Raw genomic sequence first — 16,075 nt, 5'->3', positions numbered from 1 at the left:
GCAGCCCATTTTTTTTTGCCTATGCCGGCTAGTGATTCAACCGCGCATCTCGATCACGCGGCCAACCCCAGCCAGGTAGCACTCGATCGCTGCGTCGGCGGCAATCGCCTCACGCGGCGACGCTTCGACGAAGCGAATGCGGCTACCAATCGCCGCCTGCCCCAGGCGCCACAAGTCTGCCTCGATCACCCCGGCAACCTTGGGATAACCCCCGGCGGTATTGGCATCGCTCAACTGCACGATCGGCTCGCCACCCGGCGGCACCTGCACCACCCCCGGCACTAAGCCGTAGGAGCGCATCTCGCGGCTTTGCTCTGCCTGGATCGGTTCGCCTGCCAGACGGTAACCGGTACGGTTGCTCTGCGCCGAGATCTTCCAGGACTGCGCCCAGAACCGTGTCAGGTCATTGCCGAACCAGTGCGCCTCCCCCGCAGGGATCGCGCGTAACGCAAGCGCACCGTCAGCTTGCACCGGCAAGGCCTGGGCCATGGCGCAGGACGGTGGGCGAACGCCGAAGCCTTCGGCGCCAATCGACAAGGCGTTGGCTTGCCCGACCGCCAGTTCATCCCCTGCCTGCAACGCCCGGCCTTCGAGGCCACCGAAGCCGCCACGCAGTGCCGTGCTGCGCGAACCCATCAACTGCGGCACATCGATACCACCGGCCACGCACAGATACACCCTGGCGCCTTGGCGCGGATGGCGTATTTCCAGCACCTGCCCGGCCTTGACCGGCAATGCCCACCACGGCAACAACTCCCTGCCATCGAGGGTGGCACGTCCATCGGAGCCGGTCAGGGCGATCACCCCGTCAGCGCTGAAGCGCACCTTCAGCGGGAAGGTTTGCACTTCCACGGCAGCGCTACCAGGGGCGTTGGCCAGCATCAAGTTGCCGGTCCGCAAAGCCAAGCTGTCCATGGCCCCAGCGGTGGCCACGCCAATGTGCCGATGGCCTTCGCGGCCCAGGTCCTGAACGGTGTTCTGCGGGCCGGTAGCGATGACTTCAATCACAATTCGATCCTCTCAGGCAGGAAACAGACGGTATCGCCAGGGGCAAGCAAGGCAGGTTGCGCAGCGCTGGCATCGAACATCACGGTGTCGGCAAAGCCGATCGAGTTCCAGCCGTTCGGCCCATCGAGCACGGCGATGCCCGACTGCATGCCGCCAATGGTGACCATGCCCTTGAGCATATGCAGCGACGGCACCTGCTTGCGCGGCATGTACAAGGCGGGGTCGAGGCCACCCAGGTAGCCGAAGCCAGGTGCACTGGCCACGGCAAACACGCTGTAGCGCGACTGGTGATGACGGCGCACCACTTCTTGGTCGCTGAGCCCGGCGTAGTCACACAGCGCCGGCAGGTCGATGGCGTGCTCGCCGCCGTAATGCACGGCGATCTCGTGGGTGCGCCCGGCTCGATGCAGCGGGTCGGCCGTGCGCCACAGGTGTTGCAGTTGCTCGATGACCGGCGCGGGTTCGGGCGGAATCTGGCGGAACAGCACCAGCAGGTTGGTCATGCCCGGCACAACGCTTTCCACCTCGGGGCGTGCAAGCAGGGCCTGCGACAGCGCCCAGATCCGCCGCTGCGCCTCAAGGGTAAGTTCGCCCGGGGCTTCTAGCAGGTAGGCGCGTGCGCCGATCAGCGAGACGCGGGCCGCCGGTTCGGCAAGGTGAACGGTGAACGGCTCCATCGCTTGCAAGGGTTGGTTCATTGGCAATTCCTGTCACAGGGTGTAAGGGTCAGCGGCGGGCTTGCAGGTCGACCTGCGGCAGGCGCCAGGTCAGCCACATCGCCAGCAGCGCCGCCAGCGCGCAGAGCAGCAGCCCCGCGCCGATGGCCTGGGCCAATGCAGTGCGGGCCAGCGCCAGCCAATCCGCCGGCAGCGAAGCGGCGCCACTCATCAGCACCTGCGGGTCGCGCAGGCGCTCGAATGCCGCAGACTGGCCAGCGGCATCCAGCGCAAGGCGCATGCGCTGGGCGTACAACACATTGACCAGCGAGCCCATCAACGCAGTGCCGACCAGCCCGCCCACCAGGCGCAACGACTGCTGCAAGGCGGTGGCGATGCCCAGGTGCTGGCGTTCAGCGAGGGTCTGGGTGAACACGCTCAGGTTGAGCAAGACGAAGCCAAGCCCCAGCCCGGCCAGCAGGATGAGTGCTGCCAGTGCCGGCATGCGGCTGCCCAGCCCCACCGCCGCCAGCGCAGCGCAGGCGCAGCACAAGCTGGTGAAGCCGGCCAGGGGCAGCCAGTTGGGGTTGGCCAGGCGGGTCATCAGCCGGCTGTTGACCATCGCTCCCAGCGTGATGCTTAGCGCCAGCGGCGTAATCAGCATGCCGGCCTGCTCCGGCGAAAAACCGTACCCGCCTTGCAGCAGCAGCGGCAGGTAGAACAGCAAGGTGAACATCACCCCGCCTGCCAGCAACGCCAGGGTGAACAACAGGCGCATGCTGCGCTGGGTGAACAGTGCCCCAGGCAACAATGGCGCGCTGCAGCGGCGCTCCTGGTAGATCAGTGCCAGCAATGCCAGCAGTGACGACAGGCCAAGCCCCACGCTCACGCCCTGGGCGCTGCGCCCCAGGCCCTCGACAAAAAGTTGCAGCCCGCCAAGGGCCAGCACGATCAGGGCCGCACCCAGCCAGTCCAGACGGGCGGGCACATGCACCTGCGGTCGGTACCACGGCAGGTAGCGCCAGGCGAAGAACAACGCCAGCAGCCCTAGCGGCAGGTTAAGCCAGAACACCGAACGCCAGCCAAACTGGCCAGTCAGGTAACCGCCCAGGCCTGGGCCAATGGCATTGACCACGCTGAACATGGCACTCAGCAACAACTGCCAGCGCAGGCGTTGCCGGGTGTTGGGAAACAACTCCGGTACGCAGGCGAACGCGGTGCCGACCAGCATGCCGCCACCAAAACCTTGCAGCACCCGCCCGGCCACCAGCCAGGGCATGCTCTGGGCCAGCGCGCAGGTCAGCGACGCGAGCATGAAAATTACCGTGGCCACCAGCACGAACGGCTTGCGCCCGTAATAGTCGCCCAGGCGCCCAAACACCGGGATGGTGACGATGGACGACAGCAGGTAGCCCGTGGCCACCCAGGCGTACAGGTCAAAGCCATGCAACTGCGCGACAATGCTCGGCAGCGCGTTGCCGATCACTGTCTGATCCAGTGCCGAAAGCATCAGCACCAGCGAAATACCCAGCATGGCCAACAAGGCCTGGCGGAAGCTCAATGCAGCGGGTTGGGCGGTCATCTGGGCACTCACGGGGTGGACGGGAAGGCTGTGTGTCAAGGTAAAGGCGCAGGCCAGGTGTGACCAAGACGACTTCGCTCTGTACGAATAAGCCCGACTTATGACCCCGCACCAGATTGGCGCAGGCGCACGCTTGGAGTGCCGATGCGCGCCCCTCGCCGCCAGCGAAACTCCGGTCATAGGCTGTACTTATGGCCCCGCGTGCATTTGGCGCGGTGTTTGCAAAGCTAGGCCTACACTGATTGACCGAGCACCCGCCAATGAACCTGCGCCGCCTCAAGTACTTCGTGAAGATTGTCGATATCGGCAGCATGACCCAAGCCGCCGATGTGCTGCACATCGCCCAGCCGGCGCTGAGCCAGCAGTTGGTGACGCTGGAGGCAGAAATGCAGCAGCAGTTGCTGATCCGCACCAAGCGTGGGGTAACTCCTACCGAGGCCGGCAAAGTGCTCTACGCCCACGCCCAGTTGATCCTGCGCCAATGCGACCAGGCGTTGAGCGATGTCACTTCCAGCAGCCAGGCGCTGACCGGTAGCGTGTCGGTGGGCCTGGCCCCCGGCACGGCCGCGTCGAGCCTGGCGGTGCCCTTGCTCAAGCGGGTCCGCGAGCTTCACCCTGGCATCACCCTCTACCTGAACGAAAACTACGGCGTCACCCTCAGCGAGCTGATCATGAGCGGGCGCATGGACATGGCTGTGCTTTACGGCGGGCGCGAAATCCACGGGTTGAACTTCATCCCGCTGCTGCGCGAGATACTGTACCTGGTCAGCGCCGACGATGAACTGGCCAACCGTGCTCAACTTCCGCTGGCACGTGTTGCCCAGATGGATCTGCTGTTGCCACGGCAATACAATGTAGTGCGCCGGCTGGTGGACGAGGCCTTCGCCCGCCTGGCACTGGCCCCCAGAGTAATCGCCGAGGTGGAGTCGGCCAGTACCCTGCGCAGCGCCGTGGCCGACCGTTTTGCAGCGACCATTCTGCCGGAATCGGCGGCGCGGGCAGTGGGTACCCAGAGCGGCGTGCATTTGAGCCGTATCGTCGAACCGATGATCGAGGCGCCACTGACACTGTGCCTGTCCGCGCACCTACCCTTGTCGGTGCCGGCACAGGCAGTAAAGGCCATTTTGTTGGAACTGGTGGCGCAGATGCGCGGGACGCTCTCTTCGGCGGCGTAGGGGCAGGCTCCTGCAGCTGCAGCAGGCCCTGTTAACGCCGGGGGCTTTTGTGCGTTTGCCGGTCATGAGAGGCAATGAAAACCCAGACGACCTGACGCGAACTCGTGATGACGTCTCTGGAAATCTCAGCTCTCGAGGAGCGGCACACGGGCTTCTCAGGATGGCGCACAAAGCCTGAGCCCGAGCCCACGATGGGTATGAATGCGTACATTACAGCCAAGGGCGAGGAGGACCTTGCGCAGATAGTTGAGCTGTACTTCCAGTATCTTTGTTCCAGGATCGAAGTGAACACCCCATACGGCACCCAACAATTCGGATCTCGACACTATTAGCTCACGGTTCCGCATCAACGTCTCCAACAGCCTGCATGATGTGGCTTTGATGATCGCGGATTGCGGCCGCACCTCAGCTCACGACGTGAGCGATCCAGTTCCAGTTCCAGTTCAGCAAACGTGACATGACCGTTATCAGTGGGAATTCTGTTCAATATGGGTGGTGCTCGAAGGGCGACAGGTCATCGACCTGCCGCCTGAGGTGGAGGTTACCTGGTTACATCCGGCAGCGCGTAGGCAATCACATAGTCGCCACGGTTTTCGTTCGAACCTGTACGGGTAGCACCGCCCACGGTCACCGCGCAAATGAAAGCAGCGGCAAGTTGGTCGGGGCTTCGAAGATCTCCAGCATTTGCGATCTCTCTCTCTGAATATCAGAAAGCTGCCAGTCACCCTGAGGCTCAACCGACCAGGCTACATCCGTGACACATTTTCTGTCGACACCAGACGCAACCTTTCCACCAACCGTCAACTGATGCGCTGGCGCTGGTGGTAAGCTTATCTGCCCCACCGACATCTGGGACGCCCCCTCCAACCTAATGGTCAGTGATGAGCTCGCCGCTTTGGTATGCCCTTGCGTCCAGAGGTCTAATCGATTGGCCCAATCCTGCATCATCGTACGGCGTTGCTCGACGTACTCCGCATGGTTATACGCCGAACTCACCTTGTCAGGATCAGCATGTGAAAGCTGCGCGTCGATCCAGATTTTCGGGTAACCGATTTCGTTCAGTGCCGTTGAGATCGTCGCCCTCATGCCATGCCCGGTCAGTCGGTCAGCAAAGCCCATACGTCGCAACGCACTGTTCAGCGTGTTCTCGCTGATGCGTTTACTCAGATCACTTCGATGAGCGAGCAAGTGCCGTTGTGCCGGGACCACCTGATCCAGCAACAGCCGCACGACTTCGGCCGCCTGGATAGACAGTGGAACGATGTAGGGCGGCACCTTGGCGGTTTGACGCCGCGTTTTGCGCATCTTGAGCTGGAGCTGCTTGACCACTTCAGGCGGGATAATCCAAAGCCGGCGCTCCAGATCGAACTGATCGGGAGTCGCCAGACGCAACTCACCAGTGCGGACTCCGGTAAGCAATAATAGGCGTATACCGAGCTGCGTCTGTTGCGAGCCGCGGAACGCACGCAGCTTACCCAGGAAGTGTGGAAGCTCCTCCATGCGCAGGAAGGGATTGTGCTCCACCGGCGGCTTGGGCACCGCCACCACATCGAGATCTGCGGCAGGATTGTGCTCAAGGCCCGCTATGCGTACGAGCGCATAACGGAACAACTGATTAAGCCAGGTCCGGCACTTCTCCGCAGTAGTGAAGGCCTTCCTACATTCGATACGGCCGAGCAGATCCATGAGCACATGCCGGTTGATCTCATGGATCGATTGTTCGCCGATGTAAGGCTGAATGTCTTTGGCGAAAATGCGCAAGATCTGCGACAGCGTGCTCTGCCGGCCTTCTTTCAGGCTGAGCCGGCGAAAGGCAATCCACTGATTGAACACTGCGTCGAAGGTCTGATCAGTGGAAAGGCGCACCGCGAGTCGCTGCTGCTTGCGCTGCTCGCTGGGATTAGTGCCTTGAGCAAGCAGTGTGCGCGCTTCATCCCGCCGTATCCGCGCATCACGCAGGCCCACCTGCGGATAGCTGCCGAACGACATACGCTTCTGCCTGCCTTCCCAGTAGAAACGAAAATGCCAGAGCTTTGCGCCCTGGGCGGTGACGTGCAGAATCAGTCCATCACTGTCGGCGAGCGTATAGTCCTTGCCGGTGACTCGGGCATGCCGAATCGTCATTTCCGAAAGAGCCATGGTGACCTCCTGAAGCTGCTGGAAGCCAAATGCTCATCTCGTCACCGATCCTGCTCCATCGAAAAACCGAATTGGGGTCTATCCCATTCTGGCCTCAAATCTGGCCTTAAAATGCCCGGCTACTACCGGTTTTCGGTGATTTTCGCTGGAACGAAAAAAGGCCCCGAAGGGCCTTTTTTCAACGACTTACAGACTTCGACTGAAACCTGTAGATCTTTATTTGGAGCGGGAAACGAGACTCGAACTCGCGACCCCGACCTTGGCAAGGTCGTGCTCTACCAACTGAGCTATTCCCGCGTCGTGATGGGTGCCATTCTAGCGATTTCTAAAACAGCGTCAACCCCTTGATTCAAAAAACTTTTATTTTTTTTCCGAGCCTTCGCGCAGGTGCGGCCAGGCGGCCAGCAGGTAGTGCACCATCGACCACAGCGTCAGCCCCGCTGCCACCAGCAGCAGCCCGTAGCCCAGGATCACCCAGAAGGTCACCGCCGGTGGGTTGCCCAGCAGGATCACCAGCGCCAGCATCTGCGCCGCAGTCTTCCACTTACCGAGGTTGGACACCGCCACATGCGCCCGCGCGCCTAGCTCAGCCATCCACTCGCGCAGCGCAGACACCACGATCTCGCGGCCGATGATGACCGCGGCGGGCAGGGTCAGCCAGAAGTTGGCGTGGGTCTGCACCAGCAGCACCAAGGCCACTGCCACCATCAGCTTGTCGGCCACCGGGTCGAGGAAGGCGCCGAACGGCGTGCTCTGCTGCAGTCGACGCGCCAGGTAGCCGTCCAGCCAATCGGTGGCGGCGGCAACGGCGAATACACTGCTGGCGGCCATGTAACTCCACTGATAGGGCATGTAGAACAGCAGAATGAAGCACGGAATGAGCAGGACGCGTAGAACGGTGAGCAGGTTTGGAATATTCATCGGTACGACTGGCTGCAAGTTGAGCCCGGCATTCTACTCGCTATGCAGGCTGGCATAAATCGACTCGGCAAGCTTTTTACTGATGCCGGGGGCTTTGGCGATTTCATCGATACTGGCGCGGTTGAGCTCCTGCAGGCCGCCGAAATGTTTCAGCAGGTCGCGGCGGCGCTTGGGCCCTACCCCGGCCACATCTTCAAGGCTGGAGACTCGACGGGCCTTGCCACGGCGGGCGCGGTGGCCGGTGATAGCGAAGCGGTGGGCTTCGTCGCGGATCTGTTGGATCAGGTGCAACGCCGATGAATCGCCCTTGAGGGTGAATTCGTGATGCACATCGTTCAGGTACAGGGTTTCGAAACCCGCCTTGCGTGTGACGCCCTTGGCCACACCCAACAGGGTCAGGTCGGTGAAGCCCAGCGCCTGCATCACATCGCGGGCCATGTTCAGCTGGCCCTTGCCGCCGTCCACCAGCAGCACGTCGGGCAGCTTGCCCTCGCCGTCCTTGATGCGCCCATAGCGACGGGTCAGGGCCTGATGCATGGCTGCGTAATCGTCACCTGCAGTGACACCTTCGATGTTGAAGCGGCGGTAGTCGGACTTGATCGGCCCTTCGGGGCCGAACACCACGCAACTGGCCACGGTCGCTTCACCACTGGAGTGGCTGATGTCGTAGCATTCCAGGCGTTGCGGCACTTCATCCAGGCCCAGCACTTCGGCCAGGGCTTCGAAGCGCGCAGCCATGTGCTGGCGGTTGGCCAGGCGGGCATTCAGCGCCTGCTCGGCATTGGTCACGGCCAGTTGCTGCCAGCGGGCGCGGGTGCCGCGCACCCGGTGGCTGATGGTCAGTTCGCGGCCACGCAGCGTGTGCAGCGCTTCGGTGATGGCGTTGAAGTCTTCGTGAACAACGTTGACGATCAACTCACCGGGCAGCTCGCGCTCTGCGTTGCCCAGATAGTACTGGGACAGGAATGCGGCCATGACCTCGGCCACCTCCTCCTCGATGCCCACCTGCGGGAAGAAGTTCTTGCTGCCCAGTACTCGCCCGCCGCGCACGCTGATCAGGTGCACACAGGCACCACCCGGGTTGACGAAGGCGGCGATGACGTCGACATCGCCGCTGCCGCCCTCGATGTACTGCTGGTCCTGCACGCGGCGCAACAAGGCGATCTGGTCGCGCAGCTCGGCGGCTTTTTCGAAATCGAGGGCCATGGCGGCCTTCTCCATCTCGGCGTTCAACTCATTGCCCAGTTGCTGGCTACGCCCTTCCAGAAACATCACCGAATGGCGCACGTCTTCTGCGTATTCCTCGGCAGTCACCAGGTCGGTGCAGGGCCCTTTGCAGCGCTTTATCTGGTACTGCAGGCATGGCCGGGTGCGGTTGGCGTAGTAGCTGTCTTCGCACTGACGCACAGAAAAGGCCTTTTGCAGCAGGCTGAGGCTTTCGCGAATGGCCCCGGCGCTGGGGTACGGGCCAAAGTAACGGCCCTTGGCCTTTTTCGCCCCACGGTGAATGCCCAGGCGCGGGAACTCGCCATCGGACAGAAACACGTAGGGGTAGGACTTATCGTCGCGCAGCAGGATGTTGTAAGGCGGCCGCCACTCCTTGATCAGGTTCTGCTCCAGCAGCAACGCCTCGGTTTCGTTGGCGGTGATGGTGGTTTCAACCTGGGCGATGCGCGCAACCAGCGCGGCGGTCTTGGGCGCAAGGCCAGCCTTGCGGAAATAGCTGGCCAGGCGTTTCTTCAGGTTCTTGGCCTTGCCCACGTAAAGCAGCCGGGCTTCGCCGTCGAACATCCGGTAAACGCCCGGGCGACCGCTGCAGGTCGCCAGGAATGCGCTGGCATCAAAGACTTGGGACATGAGGTTTTACAGGCTTGCGTCAACCATACCGTGGCGAACGGCCAGCAAGGTCAATTCGACGTCGCTGGTGACCGAGAGTTTTTCAAAGATCCGATAACGGTAAGTATTGACGGTCTTGGGCGAGAGGCACAACTTGTCGGAGATGATCTGCACTTTCTGGCAGCCGACAATCATCAGGGCAATCTGGATTTCCCGCTCGGACAGCGCGTCGAACGGCGAGCCCTGCGGCTGGAACGGTTTCAGCGCCAACTGCTGGGCGATCTGTGGGCTGATATAGCGCTGGCCGGCAAAGGCCAGACGAATGGCCTGAACCATTTCGTCAAGGCCTGCACCCTTGGTCAGGTAGCCGGCAGCGCCGGCCTGCAACAAGCGTGTGGGGAACGGGTCCTCCTCGCACACCGTCACCGCCACTACCTTGATGTCAGGGTGGCTGCGCAGCAGCTTGCGGGTGGCCTCCAGGCCGCCGATGCCGGGCATTTTCACATCCATCAGCACAACGTCCGGTTTCAGCTCCCGGGCCAGTTTCAGCGCCGACTCGCCGGAATCTCCCTCACCCACCACCTGCAGGCCGTCGATGTCGGCCAACATGCGTGTAATACCGGTTCGTACCAGATCGTGATCATCGACCACTAAGACCCTAATCAAGCACACACCTCGTCAGCAGGGCGATTGGATCCCGCCACCTTAACAAAATTTTTCACGGTGGGCCTAACGCATTGCTTCCGTCAGAAACGACTGACGTTGGACTGTGAGAGGCCTCACTATTTGCCGGGGCGTGGCGTCGTTGGCCAACCGCCCCAAAAGGTGCAAGAGCGCGGCCTGATCTTCCGACCGCAATTTCCGAAAAGCCCCCAGCAAACCGGACTCATCCGTGTTCAAACCTTCGAGCGCTGCCGGGGTGCGCAGGCCGCTGAGGACATACAACGCATCGACGCCCCGGGTCGCCAATGCCGCCAGGTAATCTAGCCGCGGCGTGCGCTCACCGCTTTCGTACTTACCCTGAGCGTTGGGCTCGACCCCACCGATATCGCCAAATACACGCTGGGTCATACCCAGCCGCTCACGCTCTTCCCGCAGCCGTGGACCGATTCCGTTCATAGGGGCTTCTCCTTTTCCCTTATCCTCTCAAGTACCGCCTGCCCGCCTGCAGGCAGCCGTAAAGGTGCGGATCCACTATGCCCATGCTCTGCGGTCGCGACAAGCCATCATTTAGCTACTACGTTGATATCCCGCTGCATCCGCACAAAGCATTCGTCTTCACCCATTTCGATGAAGCCATGGCGCTGGTACAGCAGGCGGGCCGGGTTGCTGCGGAACACCATCAGCCGCAACAGGGGAAGGCGCCGCTGCCTGGCCCACAGCGCCAGTTCTTCCAGCACCCAGCTACCGACCCCTCGCCCACGGTACTCAGGCAACAGGTGCAACTCGCGGATGAACAGCGCCTGGCGGTCCTGGCTGAGGCTGCAAAAACCCAACAGCGTGTCGCCTTCGATCACCAGCCACTGCTCGCGCCAGCCCCAGGCCGCGTCGAAGGCGTCCTCGATCCACAGCAGGTCGAATTCACGGTAGTAGGGCAACATGGCGCGGCGCGTAAGGTTGCGGGCGAAGGTGCAGTGGATGTCTTGGGCGGGAATCAACTGTAAGGGCATCGCATCGCGCTCATTGGGCATAACACACTGGCGAACTGCCAGGGCCACACCTGTCCAGTTCGTTTTCCAACCAGTCGGCCAGCACCCGGGCATTGTTGTGCTCGCTGTCCTTGCCGGCATAAAGCAATGTCAGCGTCCCCTTCCTGGCCATGTCCAGCAGCGGATACCAGTGTTCGGGGTGGGCCGCCAGCGCTTGCTGGTAACGCTGGGTAAAACCGGCGAAATCTACGTCTCCCTGGTGGAACGCCTTACGCAATTCGTTCGAAGGTGCCACTTCGCGCAACCACTGCCCATGGAGGTCTTCCTTGCGTTTGTTGCGCGGCCACAGGCGGTCGACCAGTACACGCTGGCCATCTTCATCCTCAACCGCATCATAGACACGTTTGCAGCGAATCATGGGCGTCTCCTGCCATTACCGTCCGTCTTGAGCCTAGATAATTCATTGATCGAGGTCACGGCCGGGTTACGAATTGTTTCTATGCTCAAGGCCTTCGGCACTTTCGCCCAACGCCAACCGGAGCCCCCATGGCAACCCCGTCAGTGGCCAGCGGCCCACTACTGGCCAAACACGACGCTCGCCCGCAGCTCTCCCACAAACCTGGGCGTGCCACCTTAACGTTGTTCTTCAGCCTGCTGCTGGCGGGTATCGCCTACACCGCCTGGAGCCTCAAGCAGGATGTGACCGCAAGCGGTACGGTCATCACCACGGCCACACCGTTCCTTCTGCTGGGCCTGGCGCTGGTGATTGCCCTGGGCTTCGAGTTCGTCAACGGCTTCCACGACACCGCCAACGCGGTAGCCACCGTGATATACACCCATTCATTGCCGGCGCCGGTCGCGGTGGTGTGGTCTGGGCTGTGCAATTTCCTGGGCGTGCTTTTTTCCAGTGGCGCGGTGGCCTTCGGCATCATCGCCTTGCTACCGGTAGAACTGATTCTACAGGTGGGTTCTTCGGCCGGCTTCGCCATGGTCTTCGCCCTGCTGCTGGCGGCGATCATCTGGAACCTTGGCACTTGGTGGCTGGGCCTGCCGGCATCGTCCTCGCACACCCTGATTGGCTCGATCATCGGCGTGGGCGTGGCCAATGCGCTGATGCATGGGCGTGACGGCACCAGCGGCGTGGACTGGGCCCAGGCCAGCAAGGTGGGTTATGCCCTGCTGTTCTCACCGCTGATCGGTTTTGCTTGTGCAGCCCTGCTGCTGCTGGCCCTGCGCGCGCTGGTCAAACGCAAGGCGCTTTACCAGGCACCGGAAGGCCAAACACCGCCACCGTGGTGGATCCGCAGCCTACTGATTCTGACCTGCACCGGGGTCTCTTTTGCCCACGGCTCCAACGATGGCCAGAAAGGCATGGGGCTGATCATGCTGATTCTGGTCGGCACCCTGCCGATGGCCTATGCGCTGAACAAGACCATGCCCAACGCGCAGGCCCTGCAGTTTTCCGCCGTCGCCGAGGTGACCCGCCAGGCACTGGTACGCAGCAACCCGCAAGCGGCCCCGGATGACCCGCGCCAGGTGCTTACCCTGTTCATTGCCCAGCCCAAGGCCAGCCCGCACCTGGTACCGGCATTGGCGGCGCTGACCGGGATGATCGGCGAAGAGGTCAAAGGCTATGGCTCGCTCAAACGCGTACCGGCTGAAGCCATGGCCAACGTGCGCAACGACATGTACCTGACCAGTGAAGCCATCCGCCTCATGGAGAAAAACCACCTGGTGACATTCGATGCCGACACCCGCAGCCAAGTGCTGTTGTTCAAGGCCCAGCTGGACGACGCCACCCGCTATATTCCGTTGTGGGTGAAGGTGGCTGTAGCCATCGCGCTCGGGCTGGGGACCATGGTTGGCTGGCGGCGTATTGTGGTCACCGTTGGCGAGAAGATCGGCAAGACCCACCTCAGCTATGCCCAAGGCGCATCGGCTGAAGTGGTGGCGATGTGCACCATTGGCGCGGCGGATATGTTCGGGTTGCCGGTGTCGACCACGCATGTGCTGAGTTCGGGGGTGGCCGGCGCCATGGTCGCCAATGGGTCGGGGATTCAGAAACGCACGTTGTTCAATCTGCTGATGGCCTGGGTACTGACCCTGCCAGCGGCAATGCTGTTGGCTGGCAGCCTGTACTGGCTGCTGAACCACATCTTCTGAACCCGTACGCCGCCTTCTGTAGGAGCGGGTTTACCCGCGAATACGGTAGCGGCGGCAACGGTGAACGGCGGGTGGAGATTGGCCAGCAGGCCCGGCCCTTTCGCGGGCGAACCCGCGCCTACGGGCGACCGCGCAGGCCTTTCAACGTTTGCACAAGGCAGTTGTCCCTACACAGGTTGATCAGCCCGGGATTTTCAGGCCACGCTGCACGGCTGGCCGTTCGAGGAAATTCGCCAGCACGCGCTGCACTTCCCTGAACTGGTCGAAGCCCACCAGGTCACGGGCGTTGTAGCGCTCCACCAGGTTGCGCACCCAAGGGAAGATGGCGATGTCGGCAATGCTGTATTCCTCAGCCATCCACTGCCGACCTTTCAAATGCCGATCCAGCACGCCCAGCAGCCGCTTGGACTCGTTGACATAGCGGTCGCGCGGGCGCTTGTCCTCATATTCCTTGCCCGCAAAGAAATGGAAGAACCCGACCTGGCCGAACATCGGCCCGATGCCGCCCATCTGGAACATCAGCCACTGCAGGGTCTGGTAGCGCTGGGCGGGGTCCTGGCTGAGCAGCTGACCGCTCTTCTCCGCCAGGTACTGCAAGATCGCCCCCGACTCGAACAGCGGCAGCGGCTGACCGCCCGGCCCGTTCGGGTCGAGGATGGCGGGGATCTTGTTGTTCGCGCTGAGCGAGATGAACTCGGGGCTCAATTGGTCATCGTTGTCGAAGCTGACCTTGTGCGCCTCGTAAGCCAAGCCGATCTCTTCGAGCATGATCGACACCTTCACCCCGTTGGGCGTCGGCAGCGAGTACAACTGCAGGCGTTCGGGATGTTTGGCGGGCCATTTGCGGGTAATGGGGAAAGCACTGAGTTCGGTCATGATCAACCTTGCCAAGGGAATGAGCCTGTCACTCTAGAGACATCCCCAGCCGCTGACCATCACCGACCACTCATCAGCGTTGGCAGCTCAGGCCTGGCCGTGGGCCTTGAGCTTGAGCTTTTCGGTATCGACGCGGACAAACACGGAGTCGGCCGTCACCGTCAGTACATCCTCTGCCCAGACTTCGCAGATGACCCGGCTCTTGCGCCCCACTTCGCCTTCGACACGCGCCTTGAGCAACAGCTCGACACCCATCGGCGTAGGTTTCAGGTAGGTCAGGTTGAGCGTGCCGGTAACGCAGTCGATACGCGGCAGGCTGCCCGGTTCTCGGCCTTCGTTACGGTAGTGGTAGGCCATCGCCGTCCAGTTGGAGTGGCAGTCGACCAGCATCGCCAGCAGGCCACCGTAAACCAGGCCAGGCCAGCCAATGAAGGTGCTGTCGGGCGAGTGCCGGCACACCAGGTGAACACCGTCGGCGTCCCAGTGGCTTTGCAGGTGCAGGCCGCTGGGGTGGGAACAGCCGCAGCCATAGCAAGTACCCTCAGGGGCCGCGAGGGCTTGAAGGGAAAGTGTGTGATCAGTCATACGCTTCCTGTGCTTGTTGGAATGGGGGCGCGCAACGCCCCCATTAAAGCAGAAACATCAGACCGTCTGGGCAACCATCTTCGCACGCCGCTGGGTCAGCGAAACCAGCAGGATGAACGCGGTCACCCCGGCAGTCATCAGCGTCTCATAGCGGTAGGCATCGCTGAACAGCATGTAGCCCAGCACCATGACGATGGTGCCGATCACCAGCCAGGTCAGCCATGGGAACAGCCACATCTTCAGTTCCAGCGGGCGCCCTTCACGCTCGGCACGGGCACGCATGCGCAGCTGCGACACGGCAATGACCAGGTACACCAGCAAAGCGATGGCGCCAGTGGTCGACAGCAGGAAGCCAAACACCTTGCCCGGGAACACATAGTTGACGAGGCAGCCAGCGAAACCCGCCAGGGTCGAGAAGATCACTGCCACGGTCGGCACGCCGGAACCGGAGATGCGCTTGGTCACGCTCAGCGCCTGGCCACGCGCGCCAAGCGAATAGAGCATGCGCGACGCCGTGTACAGCCCCGAGTTCATGCAACTTGTCACCGCCACCAGCACCACCAGGTCAACCAGCAACTTGGCGCCCGGCACGTTCAGCACTTCCAGTACACGCTGGAACGACCCTACGGCTTTCAGCCCGGGGTCGTTCCAGGCCACCAGCGACACCACCAGGAAGATCGACGCCAGGTAGAAAATGGCGATGCGGTACACCACCAGGTTGGTGGCGCGGCGAATCTTGTCTTTCGGGTTGGCGGTTTCGTCCGCCGCGATGGTGACGATTTCGGCACCGAAGAACGAGAAGATGGTGATCAGCACGCCCCCAAGCACCGTCCCGAACCCATTGGGCATGAAACCACCGCTGTCCCACAGCCGGCTGACCCCGGAGACCTCGGCCAGCGGCCAGAAACCGAACACCGCCAAGGTGCACACCCCGATGAAGCCAATGATCGCGACCACCTTGACCAACGCGAACCAGTACTCGAAAGCACCGAAGTTCTTCACGCTGACCAGGTTGGTGCCCGACAGCACCAGCATGATCAGGAAGGCGAACAGCCAGGACGGCACGCCAGGGAAGTAGGCATGCAGGATGTCAGCACCGGCAATGGCTTCCACCGGAATGATCAACACCCAGAACCACCAGTACAGCCAGCCAATGGTAAAGCCCGCCCAAGGCCCGATGGCCTCCGAGGCGTAGGTGGAAAAAGAGCCGCTGTTGGGGTTTGCGATGGCCATTTCACCCAGCATGCGCATCACCAGCAAGACCAGCAGGCCAGTCATGGCGTAGGAGATGAGGATGGCCGGGCCGGCGGTGGCAATGGCGTTGGAGGACCCGATGAACAGCCCGGCGCCGATGATGCCGGCAATGGAGATCATGGAAACCTGACGGGAAGTCAGGCCGTGCTGCAGTGAGCGCTGTTTCTTGTTGTCTTGCGAAGCCATGGAGAACCCTCGAATGGGTCGGCCGCAGCAAAGCGGCTGAAGGTC

At 62.0% G+C, this 16,075-nt stretch carries 15 protein-coding genes, 1 tRNA gene and 1 pseudogene; 2 read left to right on the top strand and 15 right to left on the bottom strand.

Annotated features, from left to right (window positions below):
* Nucleotides 1–36: 36 nt before the first annotated feature.
* Genes ACTJJN_RS03080 through ACTJJN_RS03070 form a run of 3 tightly spaced genes read right to left on the bottom strand, consistent with a single transcriptional unit; the run spans nucleotide 37 to nucleotide 3,246 of the window.
* Nucleotides 37–1,008: a biotin-dependent carboxyltransferase family protein gene (locus ACTJJN_RS03080; protein ID WP_440780926.1), complete on the bottom strand. Its 972-nt coding sequence runs from the start codon at nucleotides 1,006–1,008 to the stop codon at nucleotides 37–39.
* Nucleotides 1,005–1,706, bottom strand: a complete 702-nt coding sequence (gene pxpB, locus ACTJJN_RS03075; RefSeq protein WP_054888922.1) for a 5-oxoprolinase subunit PxpB — start codon at nucleotides 1,704–1,706, stop codon at nucleotides 1,005–1,007. Before pxpB ends, ACTJJN_RS03080 begins: the two co-directional genes overlap by 4 nt.
* A gap of 28 nt (nucleotides 1,707–1,734) precedes the next feature.
* Nucleotides 1,735–3,246: an MFS transporter gene (locus tag ACTJJN_RS03070; RefSeq protein WP_440780924.1), complete on the bottom strand. Its 1,512-nt coding sequence runs from the start codon at nucleotides 3,244–3,246 to the stop codon at nucleotides 1,735–1,737.
* A gap of 260 nt (nucleotides 3,247–3,506) precedes the next feature.
* On the opposite strand from ACTJJN_RS03070, the gene nac reads away from it, so the two are divergent.
* Nucleotides 3,507–4,421: a nitrogen assimilation transcriptional regulator NAC gene (gene nac / locus ACTJJN_RS03065; protein ID WP_054888920.1), complete on the top strand. Its 915-nt coding sequence runs from the start codon at nucleotides 3,507–3,509 to the stop codon at nucleotides 4,419–4,421.
* Nucleotides 4,422–4,576: 155 nt separating this feature from the next.
* Here the strand turns inward: nac and ACTJJN_RS03060 are convergent, their stop codons facing one another.
* The 9 genes and pseudogenes from ACTJJN_RS03060 to ACTJJN_RS03020 all read right to left on the bottom strand — a co-directional run bounded on the left by ACTJJN_RS03060 (nucleotide 4,577) and on the right by ACTJJN_RS03020 (nucleotide 11,384).
* A complete protein-coding gene (locus tag ACTJJN_RS03060) occupies nucleotides 4,577–4,825 on the bottom strand; it encodes a winged helix-turn-helix domain-containing protein (protein WP_227743107.1) in 249 nt (82 codons plus the stop codon).
* Nucleotides 4,826–5,051: 226 nt separating this feature from the next.
* Nucleotides 5,052–6,560, bottom strand: a pseudogene (locus ACTJJN_RS03055) (tyrosine-type recombinase/integrase); the annotation flags it as partial.
* A gap of 221 nt (nucleotides 6,561–6,781) precedes the next feature.
* Nucleotides 6,782–6,857: transfer RNA gene (locus ACTJJN_RS03050), tRNA-Gly, on the bottom strand.
* Between the two features lie 63 nt (nucleotides 6,858–6,920).
* Entirely contained in the window at nucleotides 6,921–7,481 is a 561-nt protein-coding gene (gene pgsA / locus ACTJJN_RS03045) for a CDP-diacylglycerol--glycerol-3-phosphate 3-phosphatidyltransferase (protein WP_003251374.1), read from the bottom strand.
* Nucleotides 7,482–7,514: 33 nt separating this feature from the next.
* The gene (gene uvrC, locus ACTJJN_RS03040; RefSeq protein ID WP_003251376.1) at nucleotides 7,515–9,338 is read right to left on the bottom strand and encodes an excinuclease ABC subunit UvrC; all 1,824 of its coding nucleotides are present in this window, start codon (nucleotides 9,336–9,338) and stop codon (nucleotides 7,515–7,517) included.
* 6 nt (nucleotides 9,339–9,344) lie between these two features.
* On the bottom strand, nucleotides 9,345–9,983 hold the full coding sequence (gene gacA / locus ACTJJN_RS03035; protein WP_003251380.1) for a response regulator transcription factor GacA: 639 nt from the start codon (nucleotides 9,981–9,983) through the stop codon (nucleotides 9,345–9,347).
* A gap of 63 nt (nucleotides 9,984–10,046) precedes the next feature.
* On the bottom strand, nucleotides 10,047–10,436 hold the full coding sequence (locus ACTJJN_RS03030) for a helix-turn-helix domain-containing protein (RefSeq protein ID WP_047604832.1): 390 nt from the start codon (nucleotides 10,434–10,436) through the stop codon (nucleotides 10,047–10,049).
* A 107-nt stretch (nucleotides 10,437–10,543) separates the two neighbouring features.
* Nucleotides 10,544–10,987 carry a GNAT family N-acetyltransferase gene (locus ACTJJN_RS03025; RefSeq protein WP_012051782.1) on the bottom strand — a complete coding sequence of 148 codons (444 nt, stop codon included), beginning with the start codon at nucleotides 10,985–10,987 and terminating at the stop codon, nucleotides 10,544–10,546.
* 10 nt (nucleotides 10,988–10,997) lie between these two features.
* Nucleotides 10,998–11,384 (bottom strand): DUF488 domain-containing protein, encoded by a 387-nt coding sequence (locus ACTJJN_RS03020; protein WP_108078326.1) that lies wholly within the window; start codon nucleotides 11,382–11,384, stop codon nucleotides 10,998–11,000.
* 128 nt (nucleotides 11,385–11,512) lie between these two features.
* Between ACTJJN_RS03020 and ACTJJN_RS03015 the strand changes: the two genes are divergently transcribed.
* Nucleotides 11,513–13,129, top strand: coding sequence for an inorganic phosphate transporter (locus tag ACTJJN_RS03015; RefSeq protein ID WP_017148209.1), 1,617 nt, complete (start codon nucleotides 11,513–11,515; stop codon nucleotides 13,127–13,129).
* 180 nt (nucleotides 13,130–13,309) lie between these two features.
* Here the strand turns inward: ACTJJN_RS03015 and ACTJJN_RS03010 are convergent, their stop codons facing one another.
* From ACTJJN_RS03010 to ACTJJN_RS03000, 3 genes are all read right to left on the bottom strand, one after another.
* Nucleotides 13,310–14,005, bottom strand: coding sequence for a glutathione S-transferase N-terminal domain-containing protein (locus ACTJJN_RS03010; protein WP_440780920.1), 696 nt, complete (start codon nucleotides 14,003–14,005; stop codon nucleotides 13,310–13,312).
* A gap of 87 nt (nucleotides 14,006–14,092) precedes the next feature.
* A complete protein-coding gene (locus ACTJJN_RS03005; protein ID WP_003251394.1) occupies nucleotides 14,093–14,590 on the bottom strand; it encodes a PaaI family thioesterase in 498 nt (165 codons plus the stop codon).
* Nucleotides 14,591–14,647: 57 nt separating this feature from the next.
* On the bottom strand, nucleotides 14,648–16,030 hold the full coding sequence (locus tag ACTJJN_RS03000) for an amino acid permease (RefSeq protein WP_324736927.1): 1,383 nt from the start codon (nucleotides 16,028–16,030) through the stop codon (nucleotides 14,648–14,650).
* Nucleotides 16,031–16,075: the final 45 nt, after the last annotated feature.

Origin of the sequence: Pseudomonas sp. 22515 (assembly GCF_052044625.1) — a bacterium.
Classification (GTDB): domain Bacteria; phylum Pseudomonadota; class Gammaproteobacteria; order Pseudomonadales; family Pseudomonadaceae; genus Aquipseudomonas; species Aquipseudomonas alloputida.
This window is presented reverse-complemented; position numbering and strand designations above follow the sequence as displayed.

What these genes read in the sequence shown, in the direction of transcription:
- ACTJJN_RS03015 (WP_017148209.1), top strand. Translation starts at nt 11,513, where the DNA reads ATGGCAACCCCGTCAGTGGCCAGCGGCCCACTACTGGCCAAACACGAC.
- ACTJJN_RS03030 (WP_047604832.1), bottom strand. Translation starts at nt 10,436, where the DNA reads ATGAACGGAATCGGTCCACGGCTGCGGGAAGAGCGTGAGCGGCTGGGT.
- ACTJJN_RS03005 (WP_003251394.1), bottom strand. Translation starts at nt 14,590, where the DNA reads ATGACTGATCACACACTTTCCCTTCAAGCCCTCGCGGCCCCTGAGGGT.
- ACTJJN_RS03020 (WP_108078326.1), bottom strand. Translation starts at nt 11,384, where the DNA reads ATGATTCGCTGCAAACGTGTCTATGATGCGGTTGAGGATGAAGATGGC.
- pxpB (WP_054888922.1), bottom strand. Translation starts at nt 1,706, where the DNA reads ATGAACCAACCCTTGCAAGCGATGGAGCCGTTCACCGTTCACCTTGCC.
- ACTJJN_RS03070 (WP_440780924.1), bottom strand. Translation starts at nt 3,246, where the DNA reads ATGACCGCCCAACCCGCTGCATTGAGCTTCCGCCAGGCCTTGTTGGCC.
- uvrC (WP_003251376.1), bottom strand. Translation starts at nt 9,338, where the DNA reads ATGTCCCAAGTCTTTGATGCCAGCGCATTCCTGGCGACCTGCAGCGGT.
- nac (WP_054888920.1), top strand. Translation starts at nt 3,507, where the DNA reads ATGAACCTGCGCCGCCTCAAGTACTTCGTGAAGATTGTCGATATCGGC.
- pgsA (WP_003251374.1), bottom strand. Translation starts at nt 7,481, where the DNA reads ATGAATATTCCAAACCTGCTCACCGTTCTACGCGTCCTGCTCATTCCG.
- ACTJJN_RS03025 (WP_012051782.1), bottom strand. Translation starts at nt 10,987, where the DNA reads ATGCCCTTACAGTTGATTCCCGCCCAAGACATCCACTGCACCTTCGCC.
- ACTJJN_RS03010 (WP_440780920.1), bottom strand. Translation starts at nt 14,005, where the DNA reads ATGACCGAACTCAGTGCTTTCCCCATTACCCGCAAATGGCCCGCCAAA.
- ACTJJN_RS03000 (WP_324736927.1), bottom strand. Translation starts at nt 16,030, where the DNA reads ATGGCTTCGCAAGACAACAAGAAACAGCGCTCACTGCAGCACGGCCTG.